Consider the following 20,653-nt stretch of genomic DNA (forward strand, 5'->3'; position numbering starts at 1 on the left):
GGCTGAGAGGTCAAGGGTTTCGGCCATTACGTCGCTCCCGTGCCTTTTCCGGTCATCATTCTCTGGACGCTCGGGAACTGCCGTGAATGGATGCCGGGGGTTCGACTGCTGAAGGCGAGACTCCAGCCGATAGAGTACGGCGCGCGCTGCTCGCGATGGCGGTCGGTACGGTCGGCGGTGGGGGACGCATCGTGGTTGAGCTGCAGAAACACGCAGCCCAGGGTCGTCCTCCCGTGAACGCACGTTTGTTTTTCCTGACCTACGACGTTTACAAATCGACCACAATATCTTCATGCGATCATCGCTGAGTGGCCCGCAACCAGCGGCGGGCCCTTTTCGTTTTTTTCCGTGGTGTTTGGGGCTGGCGTCCTCGCCCAGGACCCCCGAAGTGGACGTGCAGCGAAAAGCGGGCGCTATTTCCAGGACAAGAGAAGTGTGGGGTGTGATGCCGTGAACCGAGTCGGCAGAGACTCGCGCCGGACGGCCGGGGGGCCGCTGGCGCGCATCGGGTTGTCTGTTCTTCTAATGGCAGGCGGCGCCACGGGAGCGACGGCTGGACCGGCTGCCGCTTCGATCGACGACGGCACGCTGACGGTTGAGGTGCTGCGCGACTTCCTCGGCACCGGCGTGATCAACGCGACCATGGATGTGCCGCAGCGCGGCATGAAGGTGGAGATCTCCGACCCGGCGGGGAGCCATGTCACCGGCGTCACGGATGCCACGGGAAAGATCGTGGTGTCGCGGTCGAGCGTGCTGAGCGGCGGCCGGTACCGGGTCGACGTCAGCATCCCGGCGCCGTACAGCGATTACCTGCAAGCGGCGCCGGCTTCGACCGTGGCGAACCACTTCGACAGCTTCACCACGTTCGTGGACGTGTCGGGCGGCAAGGACGCCTCGGTGGTGACGGGAGTGTGGGATCCGGCCGACTACACGCTGCCGGACTCGCGCTATTTCGTGCCCGTCCAGAATGGCGCCACCGGAACCGACACTCGGGCGTTGGTGGCGTTCGGGACGAAAACCCGGGGCACGTGTCCTACAGGTGTGTCGTGCCCGGCCACGCTGGACACTCAGGACCAGGTGGGCACGACGTTCGGGTTGGCGTACGACAAGTACCGGAGCCGGTTGTTCCAGAGCGCGTTCGCCCGGCGGTACGCCCCGTACGGGCCGGAGGGCGCCGATGCGATCTACACCGTGCCAGTCAGCGGCGGGGGTGCGGCGAAACTGTTCGCGAAGGTGCCGGGCGCCGCGGTGACGCCGCACGACGCGGCGCAGATGAACAAGGACCCCGGGTTCACCAACGCGCCGGGCAAGGAAAGCATCGGTGGCCTGACCCTGTCGGAGGACGGCTCCACGCTGTACGCGGTGAACCTGCTGACCCGCAGCCTGGTGAGCTTTGATGCGACAGGAGCCACCGCGTCGGTGCCCGAGGCAACGGTGCCGATCCCGGACCCGGGCTGCGCGGCGCCGACCGACTGGCGTCCGTTCGGGCTGGCCACGCACGACAACAAGCTCTACGTCGGCGGCATGTGCAACGCAGAGAGCACGCAGCAGCGCGCGGACTTGGAAGCCGTCGTCTACGCCTACGACGGCAAGCGGTTCACCACGGTGCTGACCCACGCCCTCACCGACAAGCGCGGCACCGTCTTCACCGGCGCCGGCGACATCGCCCAGGCCACCCATTGGAACCCGTGGAACACCTCCCTGGCCACGTGGGACCAGCGGAAGGCGGGCGGTGCTTTCATCGATCCGCAGCCGGAGCTCGCCTCCATGGCCTTCGCCCGTGACGGTTCGATGATCCTGGGTTTCCGCGACCGGTTCATGGACGTTCTCAGTGCGAAGGGGCTGGACCCTCGCCCGGGGAACAACACGCCGGAACTCGGCATGTCCGGTGGTGACATCAACATGGCCTGCGCCGACCCAGCCGGTGGTTACGCGTGGGAAGGCACCGGAAACTGCCCCAACCACGCCACCCCCGCCAACGACCACGGCGAGGACAACGGTGTCGTCGAGTACTTCCCCGGCGATTTCTTCGGCGGCGGGCACCAGGAGACCGCGCTGGGGTCGGTGGCCTATATCCCGCAGCAGCAGTGGGTCGTCAGCACGGAGTTCGACCCGACCGTCAACATCGAGACCAGCGGGACCGGTTACTACGACATCACGACCGGTCAGGGCCCGGGCAACGCTCCGAACGCCAACGCGTACCAGTTCGTCGGCCAGGAACAGAACGGGTTCGGCAAGGCCGGCGGGCTCGGCGACGTCGCGTACGCGGCGGCGAACGCGCCGATTCAGATCGGTAACCTGGTGTGGTTCGACGGCGACCACAACGGGATCCAGGACCCGGCGGAAGTGCTACTGCCGGGTGCGACGATCAACCTGCTGGATTCGGGCGGTAAGCAGGTCGCCACGACCAAGACCGATGCTGCCGGTGAGTACTACTTCGGTGGTGTTGGCGCCGCTGACCGGCTCACGCCGGGTGCGAAATACACGGTGCAGTTCGACGTGTGCACCGCGGACACGAGTAAGGTGCCCAGCCAGCCTCCGGCGAGCGAGCTGCGGTTCACGCGTCCGCGGGCCGGTAGCAACCGGACGCATGACTCGAATGTGACGCCGCCGACCACCGGGCAGTTGTGCAACGGCTACGCGCCGGTCACGGCGCCGGACAAGCCGGGAGGGGTCGATCACACGATCGACGCCGGGGTGTACATCCCGAAGGCAACCCCGACGCCGACGCCGACCTCAACCGCGACGCCGACCTCGCCGCGGACGTCGTCCGTGCCGCCGTCGCCCGCGCCGCCTGCCAACAACCCGGCCCCGGCCGGTGGAGACTCAGGTTCGTTGGCGCACACCGGTATGTCCGGGCTGCCAGGGGTGATCGCCCTCGTCGGTCTGCTGGTCGGTGCGGGCCTGGCCATCGCGTTCGTGAGCCGGAAGCGTCGCGCCCAGAAACACTGAACGAACCGAACAACAGTGATCTGCCTGCTCGCGATCCGGATGGCGCGGTCAGGCAGATCACGTCTCGGCCGGTCCATGAGGGCCGGCCTTCGCGTCGTCTGTCACCGGACTGCCGAGTGCCGCCGCGTCCGCACGGCAGCCGAGCAGTGTGGTGTTCGAGAGGGTGAATCAGAAGAGTGTCAGCGTCGAGCCGCGTGCGGAGCGTGGGAATCCAGCAAGCTCTGCCAGGCCGTGCGGCCGGTCGGCGCCGATGGCTGCGGCCCCGCTGGGCGGCAGCCGTCATCGGCGCAGCGGCTGTTGCGGTGGCCGCGTGCCTGGTCGTCGGCGGCGGCTCTGGCCCGAGCGGTCCGCGTGCACTGACTTCGGATGAGGCGAACCGGCTGGCCATCACGCGGTTCCGTAACTACGAGGCGAAGGGCCGCGCGGTGACGATCACTGTGCCGGGCACCGCCGGTGCGCTGACCGTCACCGGGTCCGTCGACTACCGAGGCAAGCTCGGTTACGGCGTGGTGCACGGCACCCGGCGCGACACAGCCAGCGACGGGCTGATCAAGTGGACGGCCGCCTCGTTGTTCGTCCACCCGATGGCGAACGCCCCGGCGTACGCACCCGCATCGCCGCCCCGCTCGGGCTGGTACAGCCGTCCGCTGCAGCGGTCCGGCAGTTCCCTGGACAGTTCGCTGGCCATCGCGCTCAGTCTCGGCAGCGATCGGCCGGACAACGCCGAACTGCTGCCGCAGAACGGCGCCGCTTGGTGGGGACGAGACGAGGTGGACGGGCATCGGGCGGACGTCATGACCGGGCCGTCCTCCCGTGACCGCTCTGGCACGGCGGGCAACGTGCGCTACTGGATCAGCCCGGACGGCACCATGTACAGGGTCCGCGTCAAGGTGGCATCCGAGCCGCAGCCGGTGGTCATCGATTTCGACACCCAGAAGTACGTTCCGGTCGAGCCGCCCCCCGGAGTCACCCCCACCCGGTAGCAGCCGCTCAGGACGCTCACGACGTCTGCACCCGCGCGCCCGCGGCGAGCAGGGACGCCGACGGCAATGGGATCCTCGCCGCGTCTGGCATGGCCGGGACGGCAGGGACAGCGGTCGCGCCCGTGGTGGTGGCATCCGGGAACTGCGGCTGCGGGCCGGGCCTCGCCACCTCGGTGAACGGGATGCCGCCGGGTGCCGTCGGTGCCGCCCACTTGCCGTTCGGCGAGGGCGACCGGGCCGGAAGCGAGCAGGACGCGGTCGTCGCGAGCCGGGCGGGCACGGTCGTTCGAAGGTCATTGCCGCGCAGGCAGTTGCCCCGCCCCCGCGTGGCTGTGGGAAACGTCCAGCCGACGTCAACTCCATTGGCGGCGAAGGTGTTGTCCAGGATGCGGTTGCCGTTCGTCGGGATGTCGGCCGTCGCGGTGATCACCAGCCCGGCGTTGCTGTTGCCGGCGATTCGGTTGCGGATGAATTGGTTGTTGCTGCCACCGTCAATGCCCATGCCGATGCCCCACCCACCGTCGGCCTGTTCGGGGGTCGGCTTCTGCTGGTTGGCAGCGATCAGGTTGCCCGCTACGACGGCACCCTGCTGCGGAAGCAGCTTCTCCTGGTGGTCGGAGTCGGTGGTGAGGCCGACCCGGTTGCCGACCAGGCGGTTGCCGACCACGTACATGTCCCCACTGGCGTTGGTGCCTTCGTAACCGACCGCGTTGAGTTCGGCGACGTTGTCCCGCACCACGACGTGACAGGGCTTGCACTGTCCCACATAGATCCCCGAGTCCGCCCCGCCCGAGGCGTACGAGTGCTCGATGACACCGTTCTGCGCAGAGAACGCGTAGATGCCGTACAGACCGTTGCGGGTCGCGGTCACGTACGAGACCAGGAACGACTTCAGGAAGGTCACCGGCTCATCGCCGGTGTCGTAGCCGCCGCTTTGCCCCGACAGCCCGGCGGCCGCCTTCGCCGAACCGGTGACCAAAACCCCGTTCTGCGTGTTGTTCTCCACGGTCAGGTTCTCCACGGCCACCCCGGGCGCGGTAACAACGATGCCGTTCGGCTGCTGTAACCGCCCATCGATGACGACCTTGTCACGGGTCTCACCACGAAGAGTGACGCGAGGCGTGGAGATCTTCACCGACTCGTGGTACACGCCCGGCGAAACCAACACCAGATCACCGGAACGAGCGAGAGACACCGCATCCGAGATCGTCGGGGCGTCAGCTGGCACTTTGATCGTCACATGCTGACCGGACGGTCGCCGGCCGTGGCTCGATCCGCCATCGCCGAACCCGCAGCCCGCCAGTACACATGTCAGTGTGATCAATAACGCGAGCATCACGCGAAGATGGGGACGGAGCATGGCCTCATCCTGGCATGAAGTCCCCCTGACACGGAGTCCGGTCTACTCGTCGCCGACGAAACGGATATGGCATTCTTCAGGCCGTGAGCCGAACCGATTCCCGTCCGTCACGCCGCGCGTTCATCGGTGCCACCGGAGCCGTGGCGGCCACCGGGCTCACCGCCGGGTGCGAATCGCATGCAGCTCAGCCAAACCAGCCTCCTTCCCCCACGCCGACGCACCCGGTGGCGCCAACCGGCCGACATCAGGCAGGCATCACACTCCCGCATCCGGCCCAGCCGAACCTGCTGGCGGTGGTGGCCGACCTCGCCGACGCCGTGGCTGCCGGCCCGCTGCTGGCCGACCTCGGCAACGCCATCCGCACGCTCACCGCGGGAACCGATCCCCGGCTGCTGGGGCTGCCCCCAGGCGATCTCACCGTGACGATCGGGGTGGGCCCCCGCCTGGTGCGCATGGCCGATCCCTCCCTGCCCGGCGCGACGGACCTTCCCCGCTTCTCCCGCGAGCAGATCGCCCCGAAGGCGCGCGGCGGCGACCTGTTGATACAGATCTGCGCCAGCGACCCCCTGCTGTTACCGGTTGTCGCTGCCGCGCTTCTGGCGCAGGCCGGTGACCGGATACACGTACGCTGGCGACAGTCCGGGCGCCGCGGTCCGAACACCCCCGTCAGTCAGGGCCTTTCGGCGCCACGCAACCCGCTCGGTTTCATCGACGGCATCGTGGGCCCGCACACGACGGCCGAACAGCAACGCCACCTGTGGCTGACCGGTTCTGCTCCCGTCGCCGGCGGCACCCTTGCCGTACTACGGCGCATGGAGCTCGACCTGCCGCGATTCGCCGCGCTCTCCGTCGCCCACCAGGAAGCGGTCTTCGGCCGACGCAGAGCCACCGGCGTGCCCCTCTCGGGCGGCACCATAGCCTCAGACCCGAACCTCGGCGCCAAGACACCGGACGGACGCTACCTCATCCCGGCAAACGCCCACATCCGCCGGGCCAACCCCAACGTGGTCGGCGTCGGCCTCATGCTCCGCCGCTCCTACAACACCGACGAACCCGCCCCCGGCCTGCTCTTCATCAGCTTCCAGAACGACATACGCACCTTCAACAACACCCTCACCCATATGGATGACTCCGACGCGCTGCTGCGATTCACCACCACCACCGCCAGTGCGGCCTTCCTGATCCTTCCCGGCTTCGACCAACAACACCCACTCGGCGCCCGGATGTTCCACTGACACGGCAGCTGTAAGTCTTGATCGTTGAGGCGTCCGTGCAGGTCAGGGTGGGGGCGGCCGCGGACACGGGAACGGCCACCGTGATCATTGACGTGTGTGAAGACGATCAAGAACCAGGTGGCCGTGGAGGCCACGATAGCCGAGCGGGTCTGGACGGCGGCGTTCGGGTCGCTGATGGCGGCGGTGGCCGTCTGCTTCCCGCGCGGGGACTCGCGGATGCTGGGCCGGGCGATGACGCAGGGCATGCTGATGGAGCTGGAGCGGCGCAACTGCTGGACCCTCGCCGAGGCGCTCGGGCACGACGGGCCGCACCGCCTCCAGCACTTCCTCTCCCGCGGCGCCTGGAACCATGACCTGGCCCGCGACCGTCTCGCCGCCTGGGTCGCGGCCGAACTCGCCGACAACGAAGCCGTGTTGATCGTCGACGAGACGGGTGACGAGAAGTCCTCCACCGACTGCGTGGGGGCCTCCCACCAGTACTCCGGCGCTCTTGGCGGGGTGGGTCTGTGCCAGGTCGCCGTCCATCTCGCCTATGCCTCGCCGCGCGGTCACGCCCTGATCGACCGCGAGCTCTATCTGCCCGCTGCCTGGGCCGAAGACGAGGAGCGCAGGCTGCTGCGGCACGTGCCCGACGAGGTCACCTTCGCCACCAAGCCTCAGCTGGCCGCCGCCATGCTGCACCGCGCCTGTTCGCCGCCGCCGTCCTCGCCGTCACCCACGCTGCCACCCGCACCGTCGACGGAACCGAACACGGCCTTCAACTCGCCCCGGCCAGCGGCCGCGAACTCCTGGCCGTCCTGCGGATCACCGCACTCCCCACGCCCCAAGTCCGGTGCCGGTCATCGCGGCGAGCAGGTGGACCTGGGTGCCGTCGGTGCGGCGGGCGCCGCGCACGGTCTTGCCGTCCACGGCCAGCGAGTGGCGTGGTTGCCGGGCTCGGTCCTGACCGGGTCGCGGGCGGCCGGGGTCGCGCGCAGCGAGCCAGGTGCCGATTGCCGTGTCGAGGGCGTCGCCGTCCACGCGCTGCAGGACCCGGCGCACGGTGGCCTCGGCCGGAGGGGTGGGACCGGACGGTTCGCGATCCGGGCCGCCGAGAGCGGTGAGTACGGCGGGTGATGCGTCGGCGGCCCACTCCGTGATCGCGGCGAGGGATTTCGCACCGGCCAGAACCGCGCATGCGGCGAGCGCGAGGATGAAGGCGAGGGGATGGCGCCGCCCCTCCGCCCGTCGGGGATCCGGCACCGCTGCGAGGCAGACCAGCAGACCCGGGTGGTCCTCGGGCTCGGCGGGCCGGACAACGGCGAGTTGGCTCAGGCCGGCGGGGATGGGCGATGATGAGCGGGCAGGCACGGTCTTCCGTTGTGGTGATCAGGGACTCGACACCTCATGATCACCCCGAGGCCGTGCCTGCCTCGCCTCCGGCCCCCGCGAACTCCGCAGCCGTGTCCGTCACCTGAACCAGCATCAAGTCGGACAGATCCGCTGAACGACGCCGCCCTGGGTGGCCGCCCTGCTCATCCGAGTTCAAAGGTGTGTTGCAACGCGGACCAGGTCAGCAACTGCACGAAGGCGGCTGTGCGGCGGCCAGGCGATCACCGTTGTCACAGGCGGAGCGTCCAGGACCGGCACCGCGGCGAGGTCCCGGCGCAGGTCGGTGCTGGCTGACTCGGGAATGACCACGGTGGTACGGCCGAGCGCGATCAGCTGGAAGAGCTGTGTCAGGTTCCGTATCTCCGCGCCCGGTCCTTCCGGGTAGCTGCCGCCGGGACCGGGCCAGCGGGCCATCGGGAGCTCCGGCAGTGTGGTGATGTCGGCCATCCGGATCTGGGAGCGGATGGCGAGCGGGTGTGAGGTCGGCAGGATCGCGACCTGTCCTTCGGTGTACAGGGTTTCGGTGTCGAGCCCGGCTGCTGAGTCGAAGGGCAGGTGCAGCAGAGCCACGTCGGCTTGCCCCTCCTGCAGCAGCTGCCGGTGCTGGTGTGCCTCGCAGAGCAGCAGATCGACGGTGGCTGCGCCGGGTTCCGTGGCGTAGGCGTCGAGCAGTTTCGTCAGCAGCTCGCCACCGGTGCCGGATTTGACGGCGAGGACGAGGCTGGGGTGTGCCGTGGCGGCCCGTTGGGTACGCCGCTCAGCCGCGGTCACTGCGCTGAGGATCTCGCGTCCTTCGGCCAGCAGCACGGTTCCGGCCTCGGTGAGCGTGACCTTGCGGCTATTGCGTTCCAGCAGTGCGGTTCCGAGCCGCCGCTCGAGCTGGGTGATCGCGCGGGACAGTGGCGGCTGGGCTATCCCAAGGCGCTGGGCAGCCTTGCCGAAGTGCAACTCCTCGGCGACGGCGACGAAGTACCGCAGCTCGCGTATTTCCATGAGCCCAGGCTAAGACGGCAGACGGCTGAGATCGATACCGCTCGGGTATCGCTGCACTACCGAGGTGGTGTTGGTGCCCGGCTGCAGCGCAGGCATGCTCGTTTTCATGAGCGAGAAGACGATCGCGCTGGTCACTGGCGCGAACAAGGGAATCGGGTATGAGATCGCGGCCGGGCTGGGTGCGCGGGGCTGGAGTGTCGGTGTCGGCGCCCGGGACGAGCAGCGCCGGAAGGACGCTGTGGCGACGTTGCGTGCGGCCGGTGCTGACGCGTTCGGCGTGCCCTTGGACGTGACGGACGCCGGGAGCGTGGCCGCCGCAGTCCAACTGATCGAGGAGCGGGCAGGACGGCTGGACGTACTGGTCAACAACGCCGGCGTTGCCGGCGGCTGGCCGGAGGAACCGACGACCATCGACCTGGAGACCGTGCGGCGACTGCTGGAGACCAACGTCCTCGGCGTCATCAGGGTCACCAACGCGATGCTGCCCCTGCTGCTCCGTTCGGCGCACCCGCGGATCGTCAACCAGTCCAGCCACGTCGGCTCCCTGACACTGCAGACCACGCCCGGCGTGGACCTCGGGGGGATCAGCGGGGCGTACACGCCGACGAAGACCTACCTCAACGCCGTCACCATCCAGTACGCCAAGGAGCTGAGCGGCACCAACGTCCTGATCAACAACGCCTGCCCCGGTTACGTGGCCACCGACCTCAACGGATTCAGCGGCACACAGACCCCCGAGCAGGGCGCGGCGATCGCCATCCGGCTGGCGACCTTGCCGGACGACGGCCCGACCGGCCAGCTGCTCGACGACAGCGGCGTCGTACCCTGGTGACCTGACCTTGGATGCGTTCCTCGTCGGTCAGGCCGTGGCCGCCCGTCCGCCCACGTGCATCAGGCAAAGATCGCTGTCGCTGGGCATTGTCACGCAGCCTTGGCCGGGTAATCGGTCCACTGGCGGATCGGTGACTCGGGCGCGAAGCGAGTCTTTGGTTCGGCGTGGGCGTTGCGACAGCGGATGTAGGCGGCGATGGCGGCGTTCCGTTCGGCGTGGGTGCGGTGGTCGGTGCCGTTGAGGGCGAAGTAGCGCAGGGCGGCGAACTCGGACTCGATCCAGTTCAGCCAGGAGCCGTAGGTCGGCAGGAAGACCAGTTCGACGTCGTGGTCGGCGGCCCAGGTGCGGACTTCGGCGTGCCTGTGCGGGGAGAAGTTGTCCAGCACGACGTACAGCTTCTCCCCGGGCCAGCGTTGCCGCAGGGTCGTGAGTAGGCCGAGAAACTCGCGCCACCGTTTGCGTGTGCGGATCCTGTAGGAGATCTTGCCGGTGGCCAGGTCGAGGGCGGTCGGCATGTGCATCACGCCGCCGTAGCGGTTGTAGGTGGCCCGCAGCCGACGGGGTCTGCCGGCCGGACGCCAGGCCTTGCCCTTGCGTGGCATCAGGTTGAGTGGGCCGAACTCGTCGACGCAGATCACCTGCCCGTCGGCCGGCGGGGTGTCGTATAACGCCAGGATCCGGTGCATCTTGGTGATGAAGTCCGGGTCGGTGGAGGCCTTCCAGGTGGTCGTGGTCTGCCAGGAGACCTTGCCCTCGCGCAGGATGCGCCGCAGGGTCTCCCGGCTGATCCGCGGCACGATGTGCCGGCCGACGAGGTGGTCGGCGAGCTTGGTCAGGCTCCAGGTGGCGAAGCCGGTGATGCCCCAGTCGGCGGGGGACGTCCGGGCGATCAGGCGGATGTGCTCACGCACCCGCTCACTGATCGCCGGTCGGCGTCCCCCGCTCCATTTTGGGTCCAGAGCATCGAACCCGCGCTCGTTAAAGGCGTGGATCACGTCGCGGACGTAGTCCTCGCCGACCTGCATCAGCGAAGTGATGTCCTTGACCGTCTGGCCCACCCGGGGAGATCCAACCGGGACTCGAGTTGCTGATCGAGAGGGAGTCGGCTGATCATCAGCCTGCCTACCACAGCTCGTGCGCCGGAGGGGCCAGAGCTGCCTCAAGCACCCCCGCATTCGGGAGGTATTCCGGGAGTTCCAAATACCCGACTCCACCATTAGCGATCTACCCGGCCGAGGCCATCGAGGCCCACCGCGCGTTCATCGCCCGCCGCCGCTCCCTGCGCCCCAGTGAGGAATACCGCACCCCCGCCGCGGAGGAGTGGGATGCCTTCCTCGGCCACTTTGGTCAGGCCGCCCCGGGACCGTCCGAGGCCCGGGCTCCGGAGCCCCCTTTTCGGGCTCCGGCCGCATGCTGGTGGGCCCGGACGACGGCCGAGTCGACCGACACCGTCCAGTCGATGTCCCCGGCGGCGTCGGCCCGCGCCTGGGCGGCCCGGAGCATCCGTTCGAAGGTGCCGTCCAGGGCCCACCGGCGGAACCGGGTGGGAACGTGGCCCACGGACCGTACCGCTCGGGCACGTCCCGCCAGGCCGTTCCGGTGCGGAACTTCCACACGATCCCGTTGAGGACCTGCCGGTCGTCCAGCCGCTTGCGTCCCCGCAGCGAAACGGGCAGCAGCGGCCGGACGAACTCCCACTCCGCATCGGACAGTTCATGACGGCGTATCACCAGACCATGATCCACCACCAAAGATCATTTGAAGACACGCCCTAGGCGGCAGCCATCGTGACCACTCCGGTTCGAAGGTTCTTGCGACTCCGTCCGCTCCCGGCACCCGCAACCGAGCCGTTGCCAGGGAAAAGGGTGAAGAAGGCTCACGGTCCGGTGTGCACGTAGGCCGCCCAAAGCAGGGGGTCGTCGTCCTGTTGCTTGATCTCGCGCACGGCCGTGTGGAGAGCGAATGCGGTACGGGCGGGCTCGGGGCGGCCATCGCGGCACAGTTCTGTGTAGAAGCGCTGGGCGAGTTTCCGGGCGGTGTCGTCGTGAGCAATCCACTGGGTCGCAACGACGTTTGTGAATCCGGCTAGTTGGAGCGCCCCGGCCAGGTGGACCGGCTCGTCCGGGAGGCGTTCCGTGCCGCGTGCCGTTTCGCAGGCGGAGAGAAAAGCTAGGGCGGCGTGGTCCAGGCGGAGGCGGCTGATGTCTTCCACGGTCAGCAGTCCGCCGTGGCAGTGCAGTCCGCCGTGGGCAGGGTGGGCCGGGTCGTGGCGGGCGTGGCCTGCGAAGTGCAGACAGGCATGGCGGGGCAGCGCTTTCCTCAGAGCCGGTGGGGTGACCATCGAGCCGGTGAGCAGGGTCCGGTCTGTGAGGCGGGTGACCAGTTCCAGGGCCTCCTTGCGGGCGGCAGGCAGCCGGGGCAGAGCTGGGACTTCGGCTTGTTCGACGATGAGGACGGCGCCGGGGCCGTCGTACGACTGCTGCGTGCGTGCCTGAGCGAGGGAGCGGAGCGTGGTGGTGTACGAGCAGACGTAGCGGTCGGGGAGGGGATCTGCGGCGTGTAGCGGGAGGAGAGTCAGAGGGCCGGTGGGGCACCACCACAGGCGGGAGACAAGGGGCGGGACGTTCTTGAGTACCGGCCCCACTACAGTGTGTTCGAGTCGGCTCAGGGTTTCTTCGAGGGCCTGGCGCGCCGTGTCGGGGGAGGCGAGGGCGGCGAGCAGGCATTCCGCCTGTTCCTTGACCCATGCCAGTTCCAGGTCGGGCAGCGGGATGGTGCGAATGGCATCCCGGGTGACGATCAGGGCGTCGCTGCGCAGGAAACTCGTATTGACGACGATCACGGCGCCGTCGGCAGCAGCCTGCTTGAGCTCCTCGGGGGATGGGAGCTTGAGTAGGCTTTCCAGGCCGAGGAGCCTGTAAGCCTGTTCCGTCAGCGTGTCCAGCTCGGCAGTGAGTTCCCGGCGACGCCGGGCGTCGGCATTGATAAGTGGGGAGTCCGGGGCGTGCAGGGCAGCGCGGATCTCCTCGATCCGGCCGACGAGTCCGGCGTCGTGCTCCGCCAGCGCCGTCAGGTCGAAGCGTGAGTCGATCGCCTGTGCCAGCAGCACGCCCCGGCCCTGCTCCAGCATTTGCAGCGCGGTGTCGGGGCGGCCGAGTTGTAGGGCCGCTGCCGCGGCATCAGACGCAATGCTGTCCCAGATGGACAGAGCGCTGATGCGATCCTCCAGCTCCAGGCCGTGCCAGGCCAACGCGGGGAGATGAGTGAAGGCCGCCCGGTAGGCGGTCAGCGCCTCCGGCCAGTCCGCGAGCATCGTGGCGCACATCGCCCAGTTGGCGGCGGCGGAGAAGCGGACGTTCACCGGGACACCGGGCACGGCCGCGGCCTCCCGGTAGGCGGCAACCGCCGCGCGGAGCGCCGGTCGGCCGGGCTCGTCCGAACCGGCGCCGAGCCGCGCCATGACGGAGGCTTTCACAGACTCGGTCAGGAGGGGCCGTCCTGAGGCGGGCTCGTGCCCGAGCGCGTGCAGGGCCTCGGAGATGTGCACCTCACCCAGGAGGCCCAGTGAGCCCACCTGGCGCCAATCACCGTCCGGCAGCAGTTCCAGCGCCCGCCGCACCGCATCGGCCGCCTCCAGCAGATCGGTGGTGTTGCCCGTCACCTCGCACCTGGACAGGAACGCTCTGGCGAGGCTGGCCAGGTGCCGGCACCGGTCCGGATGGCCGTACGCAACGGCGCTGACGGCCTCGCGACCGTATCGGACCGCCTCGTCCGCGTCGCCCCGCCGCCCCAGCAAGCGGCCACGGAGCATCAGCGCTGACGCCAGGTTCGTCAGTGCCGCGGCCCGCTTCACGTGCCTGGCCGGATATACCTGCGTGGCGAGCCGGCCTGCGTCGACCGCCTCGTCCAGGTCGGCGGGGACGCCTGTTCGGCCGCACAGGTCGGAGAGTGCGAGACACAGATTGGCCGCCGCATCCCCGACGTCTGCGCCACCGTCCGCCGCGTCGACGGCCCGGCGCAGGGCGTCGATCGCCTCGATGAGGTCGGCGAGCGCATGGGAGCGCTCGTACGTGCGGCGTAGATACATGCCCAGGTTGTTCCACGCCACAGAGCGTTCGTGCGAGGACCACTTCGGCGTCTCGGCCGCGACGGCTTCCCGGCCTCTTTGGACAGCCTCCGAAAGGTCCTCCTGCGTCATCAGCCGGTCGTACCGGACAGCCAGCGCTTTTGCCAGATTTGTCAACACCCCCGCCCGGTCCGTATGCCCCTCCGGCGCTGCGACCGCCGCCTGCCTGCTGAGCTCTACCGCGCGGTGCAGATCCGCCAGGTCGCCGTGGCGGTCGGCCCGCTTGAGCAGCACCAACGCGAGCGAGGAGAGCGTCCTGGCGTACTCGGTGTGCCCCGCCCCGGTCATCTCAAGGGCCGCCTCGAAGGAACGAAGTGACTCGTCGAGAAGGGTGGGGTCGCCACTCCGTTCGTACGACAGGGCAAGGGCGCTGCCGAGGTTGAAGAGGGCAGTCAAGCCTCTTCCCTGGCGTAAGACGGTGATGGCGCGTTCCAGGTACGAAGCGTTGCTGTGGCCGTCCCCGGCGTGTGGTGCCCGCATGGCCTGCTTCAGCAGAAGTGACCCCAGCTCAGTCGCGTACTTGGCGTGGCGCGGGCTGTGATGGGGCATCTGGGAGAGATTCGTCTCCAGAACGGCGACTCTCTCGTCCGGACCCTCGTCCGCGAGGCGGGATCGCAGGAGGGAGCAGAGGATCTCCTGGATCTGCTCGTCCTCGCCTGGCCCACACAGCCCGATGGCCTGGTGGCAGAGCCGGATGGCTTCGTCGATGTCCCCCGGGACGTGTGTCAGGCCGAAGCGTGTGTAGAGTGCGACCGCCAGGGCCTGAATCCGTTCGGCCCGAAAGGGATCTGGGGCAACGTTCAGCGCCTGGCGAAGGGTGCCGATCAGATCCTCCAGGTCAGCAATCTCGTCTGAGCGTTGCGCCTGGGTCGCTTGGACCTGAGCGTGAATGGTCAAGTAATAGAAGAATGCTTGGTCGGACTGGGGCCCGAGCAGCACAGCTTGCCTGGTGTGATCCAGTGCGGCTTCGAGGTCGGCAGGATCGTCCTGGTGAGAGAATCGTGCGAGCAGGGCGAGACCAAGATGAGCTTGGTGCATCGGCGCCCGCGGCTCTTTACGGACTGCCTGGCCGAAGGCATCGACGGCGTCATTCAGATCTGTGGCCAAGTCCTGCGGGTTTTCGGGGTCCAGTGTGGCTCGCGCGAGGAGGGCCTGGCCCAGGTGGAAGTGGAACACCGCAGGGCACGGCAGGGGAGCAGTCGCTTCCCTGCCACAGCAGACGGCCTCGTCCAGGACCGCGCGTGACCGGTCGGGCAGGGCAATCAGCGCCCCGCTGAGGCTTGCGTGATACATCCAGCGGTTCGGATCCTCAGCCTGCGCCTCGGCGACGGCGGTACGGCCGGCCTCGATCGCCTCCTCCAAGTCCTCGGCGGCCCCGCGCAGTACGTACCGGTCCCGTAGCGCACCGCACAGGTTCGACAGCGCCATCACTACGGTGGGATGTCCTTCCGGTACGACGGCTCGGTAATCCCGCAGGACGCTGACCGCCGCATCCAGTTGTTCGGAGTCCAACGTGGTGCTCCACCGTCCGTACAACGCCAGCGCCCGGTCGCCCAGCATGGTGAGCTCCACGACTTCGAGCGCATGCACGGCGTCGACCCGCTCGCGCAGCCGTGCGGGCACTACGGCCGGGTCGGCCTTTCCCAACAGTGCGAACAGGTCTACGGCCAAGGCGAGTTCGTCCTCTCCGTCGGGATCGTGCTCGCCGAGGACGATGCTGCGCGCGTGGTGCAGGGACGCGACGATCAGCAGGAAAGGACCGTCGATGACGCACCGTCGGCCCTGGCTGTACATGGCGCAGGATCGCAGTTTCTCCGCTTTCGGCAAGGCATCGGGGGCCATGACGCCCGAGAAGTCGCCGTTCAGGAAGGTGACCATGCGGCTGGCGAGGTCGACGGCTAGGTGGTGGATGGGATGCCAGTCAGGCACGGCGGGTTGGGCCATGGGACAATAATCGAGAAGTGGGACGGGTGCGGCTCTGTCTGAGTGAGTTCCCGCGTCAGGCTTGAAGTGCGTATATGTGCTGGTCGGGTAAGGGATGGAGCCGTTCGTGCTCTTTCCGCGCGTGGAAGATCCAGTAGTCGGGGAAGTCGCCGTTGCTGATGATGGTGCGGAGGGTGAGGACGGCTTCGGCGCCGGGGACGGTCCACCTGCTGCCGGTGATGTCGAGTCTGTCGGCGACCAGATGGCGGGCTGCTCCTTCGACGGCGCCGCTGGCGATCGGCCAGCCCGCTGCCAGGGCCTGGTCGTAGTGGACGAAGTCGGCGTTGTTCTCGAGGTATCGGCACGCTTTGTCAGCGGCGGCGCGCTGGTCGTCGCTGAGGTGGCGGTCGGCTTCGGTGCGGATGTCACGGGCGGCGCCGGGGGCGTCGCCGGCCAGGATCCGAGCGGCCTTGATGCCGACCCAGTCCTCGGCCGCGGGATCGGTGGCGGTGTGGAAACACCGCGAGGCCGCCCACAGCTTCTCGATCACGTGGACGATGTCGAGGACGATGTGGATCGTGACGCCGCGCCGGGCGGCCTCGGCCTGGATCAACTCCAGCTGGTGGGCGGCGCCGTCGACCAGCACCACCCAGGTCCGGTGGTGTTCGGGGTCGCGGGCCTCGGCCTGGTCGAACGCGGCGGCGATGACCGTTTCGGCGTCCTCGCGGACGGAGGCGGTGAGCCATTTCGCCCGCGCGATGGGTCCTTTGCGGACGGTGCGGTGTCCGGTGCGGCCGCCGGGCGGGGCGATGATGTCGTGCGGGCGGCGGATCGCGGGCTCGGCGTCGTGGACGACGGCGAGGGTGGCCATCCTTTTGCGGCAGGACTTCTCCCCGGTCGACAGCCGGGTGCGGAAGGTGTGCCGGGCCTTGGCGGCGGCTTTCGCGGTGGCCTCGCGCAGGTGGCCCGGGCGCATCACGATTCCCTTCTGGTCGACACTGATCACCAGCAGCGTCCCGGCCGGGGCCGGGTGGGGAGTGCGGGCCGTATAGAACGCGGCCACGTCCACGGCCGCGGCCCGCACCAGATCCTCCACCTGGCGTTTGCCCACCACCCGGCCCCCGCAGCCGCGGTCGATCGCTTCCAGCGCGGTGTCGTAGGAACCGCGGGCCGCTTCGAGGACCGCGAGCCGGCGTAGTCCCAGACTGTGCCGCCCGTGGGGCAGGCCCAGCATGGCGTCGGCGGGGTAGAGGTTGGTCATGCCCTCGCCGCGCAGAGCGCATCGGGTCACGGTCACCGGCCCCAGCACGGTGGCTAGTTGCCGATGATGCCCCTTCTCCAGCCGCCTCCGGCCGCCGGCGAGCGCAGCCCGCTCCTGCGGACCGAGGGCGGACAGGTGGTCCTCCTCATGGCGGGCCCGCCACTCGAGATGGGCCTGCAGGAACAGTCGTCCCAGCTCCCGGGAGCCCGCTTCGACATCGGCCTCAGCCTGTTCATGCGTCGCGGTGAGTGCTTCGGGGCTGGAGAGGCGGGTGGCCAGGGAAGTGAGGGAAGAAAACACGCGGGCAAAGGGGTCAGCCGCCGCGGCCGTTTCATACGCTGCGTTCATCGGGCTCTCGTCTTCGGACAGTGGCGATCTGGTTGGCACCATCGACGCTAGGGACGAGAGCCCGGCCCCACACCGGCGCGACGCCGCCCGCCGGCCGCGGCTTCCCGCTCCGGCGCACCCGCGTCCGCCCGCCGCGCACCGCCCCACGCGAACAGGCCCGGCTCGTCCTCGGCCAGCCAGCCCCGTTCCACCAGCCGTTTCAGCTTCGAACGGAACCCCTCCACCTTGTTCTTGTCCGTCGACAACCCCAGCGCGGCGCACAGATGATGCGCCCGCATCGGATGCACCGCGTCCTGCAACACCTCGACGACGTCCCGGTACGAGCGCGGCAGCACATCCGCCTCAATCCCCGGCTCCCACTGCGGCACCAGCCGCACCCCGACCGGAGATCCCGCCTGGCTCCGGTCCACAGGCAGCGGGACTTCCTCCGCGGCCACGTCCACGGACACCGTCACCGCCCCCTCGCCGGACAGGATCTCGGTCATCGTCTCCCGTGTGATCTCCAGCCGGGACAGCACAGCCTCCCGCTCGGCAAGACGACCAGCCAACTCCTCCATCTGCGAGCGAAGTTCACTGATCTCGGCCCGGGCAGCCGCCTCCCGCCGCTCGATCTCCTCTAGCCACGACACCATCGCCGCCTCCAAGACCACGTCTCAGGACACGACGATCCGCCGTCCGCGCACGCACGGCAACGGCGCACGGCATCACCAGCTCACTGAGGAAGAGCCGCACCCAAGTGGGACATGCTATGAGGCCAATTGACGGAACACGTCCTGAGGTGCTCAGCTTCTGCCGGTTGCGAGCAGGAACAGTACTGCTCCCACGACGACGACCAGCGACCCCAGAAGCGTCTGCACCCGTGCGCGCCGCAAGGCGGTGCGCACCTGCCATGCGTGAACCAGTTCGACAAGGTGCCGACGACGTGCGGTGGACCGTCTGACATTGGCCTGAGCTGCGGCAAGGGCGCAGGTGAGGGCCTCTCGCTGCCCTTCATCGCTGGTGCGGCCGAGCAGTTCGGTCAACCTCACGGCCACAGTCGCATGCGTCCGGCAGGATGCCTCGAGTTCGACGGCCGTCTTCCCGAACGGTCCGAAGAACGCCTCGGGGGCTGCGGCGATCTCCGCACGCAGGTCGGCCAAGGCCCGGCTGTCGAGCAAGCGGAGGCTGGTGAAGCGGGGGGTGAGTACCTCGCTGGTCCACCAGATCGCCCAGAACACCCCGGCAATCCCCAGTCCCAGCCCGCCCATGGCAAGCAGCAGGTCACCCCTGCCGCGAATCTTGCCGACAGCGGCCAGGGGAAATCCGGCGAGCAGCAGCCCACCGACAGCGGCAACCGCCATGAGCGTCCAGCGGGCCACGGCGCGCATGTCAGCAACAGCCGTGCCGACATCGGCGCCAGCCAGCTGCCCCGCCGACTCCCGGACTTGTGGTTCCGCAGGCGTGGGGAGAGTCATGCCCCCTCAATACCATCCTGCCCGTTGTCCAACCGAAACACAGTCCCTGATCCCTCGCCGGAGTCGGGCTCTTCCCCGTAGGGCCGCCACGCCGAGCCGTCGTAGTACTCCACCTGCAGATCGGCCCGGACTCGCACAGCACCGACCTCCGGCCCCTCTTCGCCCTCCATAAGACTGCACCCTCCCTCGGAATCACGCGTATCGGAGGATAGCGTCGATATACCTGAAAAGGTTCACGATCCCTCTCAGTTCCTCAAGCCCTCCCTTCCGACCGAGTGGGACGACACAACCGAGGTGCTGCGCCATCACGGCAAGACATGACCCAGCCGCCGGCTATACCCGAACTCACCTGATCTCCATACCGATCACGAGGACGAAAGATCGCAAGAGATCGTGCGGGGCTTGTGCGGCGGCGGTGTTCTCCGACCATGCCCCCGCTCCCCCACTGTCGATGCCGTGTCTTCCCCCGCCCTCGATGCGGCGCCTGCGGCGCCTGTTCCCCGTGCCAGCACCGCGGCGCCAGTCGCAGCATCCAGCGGGCGAAGCGGCGGAGGAAGATCGCGCAGCGGATCGTGCCGCACGACCTCAAACCCGACACCCTCCGGGTGGAGCTCATCGAACTGGGCGACGCCTTCCGCTCCTGTCAGCAGCGCACCGAACCTGACCTCGCCCTCCTCGCCGAACTCCACGAACGCAAGGCACGCAACGTGGGCCGACGCCATCGGCGACAGATCCCTGCGCCACGAGGCGCAGCGCCGGGAAGGCTGCACACACCACCGGCCGAGGCCAGCAGCATCATCGCGGGCCGGTATCACACCGAGTTCGTGCTGCCCCGGCGCACGATCTGGTGCAGCTTCTGCTCCTCCTGGTCGGTCAGTCTGCGCACAAGGACAGGCTCGGCCACCGTGCCTCCAGCGGTCGGATCGGACGTCACCGCACCTCCAACCGACACGACCACCGACCTGGCGAACCTAACTCCTTGTCAACGGTGGCCCGAGGAGCTGTGGGCGACCGGCTCGGGATCGGCGTCGAGCGCGTCGAGCACTGCGCTGACGCCGTTGTAGAACTCCAGTGAGGCGCCCAGCGACACCTGGCTGGTGTAGTACCCGCCGAACCGGGCGAAGAAGTCGGCGAAGACCGGCAGGTTCTGCGGCGTCACGGTGTCCGGCAGCTTGCCGACCGCCTCGCTGAAGTCCGCGGTCAGGAACGTGGTGTCCGGGTTGAGCTGCAGGTGGCCCAGCCGGGTGTAGAAGTTCTTGAACGTGTAGTAGTACTCGCTGCTGCGTGCGTAGTCGGTGGCGAACGCCGCCTTCAGCTCCCCGCTGAACTCGCCGTACTTGCCCTCGACCCCGGCGAACACGGCGACCTTGTTCTGGAAGCCCTCACGCGAGGTGAAGGTGCCGCTGTTGTACGTGGACGAGGTGTCCTGCACACCGCGGACGACGGACGGGATCTGGTAGTCCTTGCCCAGGAACGTGAAGACGGTGGTGGGAGTGTCGTCGAGGTCGAAGATCGGCCGCAGCAGGCTCTCGGCGCCGTAGACGCCGTAGACGTCGAACCCCTGCCCCAGGGCGTTCGCCTGGGACAGGAACGGCAGATCCTGGACGATCGGGTCAGTGGTCATGTGTTCCCCCGGTGACGAGACGCGCGGGCGGCACGGGATCTGCCCGCACCGGCCCTGGTCGCGCGGCGGCTTGCCTGCCGCCAAGGGGAAGGAGCAGCCCTCCGGGCCGCTGATACACCCGCCGCCGAAAGATTCCGCTGTCCGCCCAGCGCCCCGCAGGGAGGCACGGCAGGGCAGCAAGTAGGGCTCCC

Annotated in this window: 13 protein-coding genes and 2 pseudogenes; 5 read left to right on the forward strand and 10 right to left on the reverse strand. The window is 68.6% G+C overall.

The window, feature by feature from the left end; genetic code table 11:
* Positions 1-525 precede the first annotated feature (525 nt).
* A complete protein-coding gene (locus ACSYGN_RS00005) occupies positions 526-2,952 on the forward strand; it encodes an SdrD B-like domain-containing protein (protein ID WP_460403111.1) in 2,427 nt (808 codons plus the stop codon).
* A gap of 302 nt (positions 2,953-3,254) precedes the next feature.
* Entirely contained in the window at positions 3,255-3,935 is a 681-nt protein-coding gene (locus ACSYGN_RS00010) for a hypothetical protein (RefSeq protein WP_460403113.1), read from the forward strand.
* A gap of 16 nt (positions 3,936-3,951) precedes the next feature.
* Here ACSYGN_RS00010 and ACSYGN_RS00015 read toward each other — a convergent pair whose 3' ends face one another.
* Complete coding sequence (locus ACSYGN_RS00015) at positions 3,952-5,163, reverse strand: right-handed parallel beta-helix repeat-containing protein (RefSeq protein WP_460403115.1); 1,212 nt, start codon at positions 5,161-5,163, stop codon at positions 3,952-3,954.
* Positions 5,164-5,378: 215 nt separating this feature from the next.
* Here ACSYGN_RS00015 and ACSYGN_RS00020 point away from each other — a divergent pair, with 215 nt between their 5' ends.
* A complete protein-coding gene (locus tag ACSYGN_RS00020) occupies positions 5,379-6,530 on the forward strand; it encodes a Dyp-type peroxidase (protein WP_460390530.1) in 1,152 nt (383 codons plus the stop codon).
* 216 nt (positions 6,531-6,746) lie between these two features.
* Positions 6,747-7,646: an IS701 family transposase gene (locus ACSYGN_RS00025; RefSeq protein WP_460403117.1), complete on the forward strand. Its 900-nt coding sequence runs from the start codon at positions 6,747-6,749 to the stop codon at positions 7,644-7,646.
* Here ACSYGN_RS00025 and ACSYGN_RS00030 read toward each other — a convergent pair.
* Positions 7,569-7,880 (reverse strand): annotated as a pseudogene (locus tag ACSYGN_RS00030) (transposase family protein); the annotation flags it as partial. The gene ACSYGN_RS00025 and the pseudogene ACSYGN_RS00030 sit on opposite strands and share 78 nt — an antisense overlap.
* 174 nt (positions 7,881-8,054) lie before the next feature.
* Positions 8,055-8,894: a LysR family transcriptional regulator gene (locus ACSYGN_RS00035; protein ID WP_356316604.1), complete on the reverse strand. Its 840-nt coding sequence runs from the start codon at positions 8,892-8,894 to the stop codon at positions 8,055-8,057.
* Between the two features lie 94 nt (positions 8,895-8,988).
* Here ACSYGN_RS00035 and ACSYGN_RS00040 point away from each other — a divergent pair, with 94 nt between their 5' ends.
* Positions 8,989-9,726, forward strand: a complete 738-nt coding sequence (locus ACSYGN_RS00040; RefSeq protein ID WP_460403119.1) for an SDR family oxidoreductase — start codon at positions 8,989-8,991, stop codon at positions 9,724-9,726.
* Positions 9,727-9,815: 89 nt separating this feature from the next.
* Here ACSYGN_RS00040 and ACSYGN_RS00045 read toward each other — a convergent pair whose 3' ends face one another.
* The 7 genes and pseudogenes from ACSYGN_RS00045 to ACSYGN_RS00075 all read right to left on the reverse strand — a co-directional run bounded on the left by ACSYGN_RS00045 (position 9,816) and on the right by ACSYGN_RS00075 (position 20,462).
* Positions 9,816-10,784, reverse strand: coding sequence for an IS630 family transposase (locus tag ACSYGN_RS00045; protein ID WP_460390531.1), 969 nt, complete (start codon positions 10,782-10,784; stop codon positions 9,816-9,818).
* A 287-nt stretch (positions 10,785-11,071) separates the two neighbouring features.
* Positions 11,072-11,456 (reverse strand): annotated as a pseudogene (locus ACSYGN_RS00050) (IS5 family transposase); the annotation flags it as partial.
* A gap of 146 nt (positions 11,457-11,602) precedes the next feature.
* Positions 11,603-15,796, reverse strand: coding sequence for a CHAT domain-containing protein (locus ACSYGN_RS00055; RefSeq protein WP_460390532.1), 4,194 nt, complete (start codon positions 15,794-15,796; stop codon positions 11,603-11,605).
* Between the two features lie 55 nt (positions 15,797-15,851).
* The gene (locus ACSYGN_RS00060) at positions 15,852-17,384 is read right to left on the reverse strand and encodes an ISKra4 family transposase (RefSeq protein WP_460390534.1); all 1,533 of its coding nucleotides are present in this window, start codon (positions 17,382-17,384) and stop codon (positions 15,852-15,854) included.
* Between the two features lie 47 nt (positions 17,385-17,431).
* On the reverse strand, positions 17,432-18,016 hold the full coding sequence (locus tag ACSYGN_RS00065; protein WP_460390536.1) for a hypothetical protein: 585 nt from the start codon (positions 18,014-18,016) through the stop codon (positions 17,432-17,434).
* 150 nt (positions 18,017-18,166) lie between these two features.
* Positions 18,167-18,838 (reverse strand): hypothetical protein, encoded by a 672-nt coding sequence (locus ACSYGN_RS00070; protein WP_460390538.1) that lies wholly within the window; start codon positions 18,836-18,838, stop codon positions 18,167-18,169.
* 982 nt (positions 18,839-19,820) lie between these two features.
* Positions 19,821-20,462 carry an MAC/perforin domain-containing protein gene (locus ACSYGN_RS00075; protein WP_460390540.1) on the reverse strand — a complete coding sequence of 214 codons (642 nt, stop codon included), beginning with the start codon at positions 20,460-20,462 and terminating at the stop codon, positions 19,821-19,823.
* Between the last annotated feature and the right edge of the window lie 191 nt (positions 20,463-20,653).

It is taken from the genome of Streptomyces sp. YIM S03343, assembly GCF_054729195.1.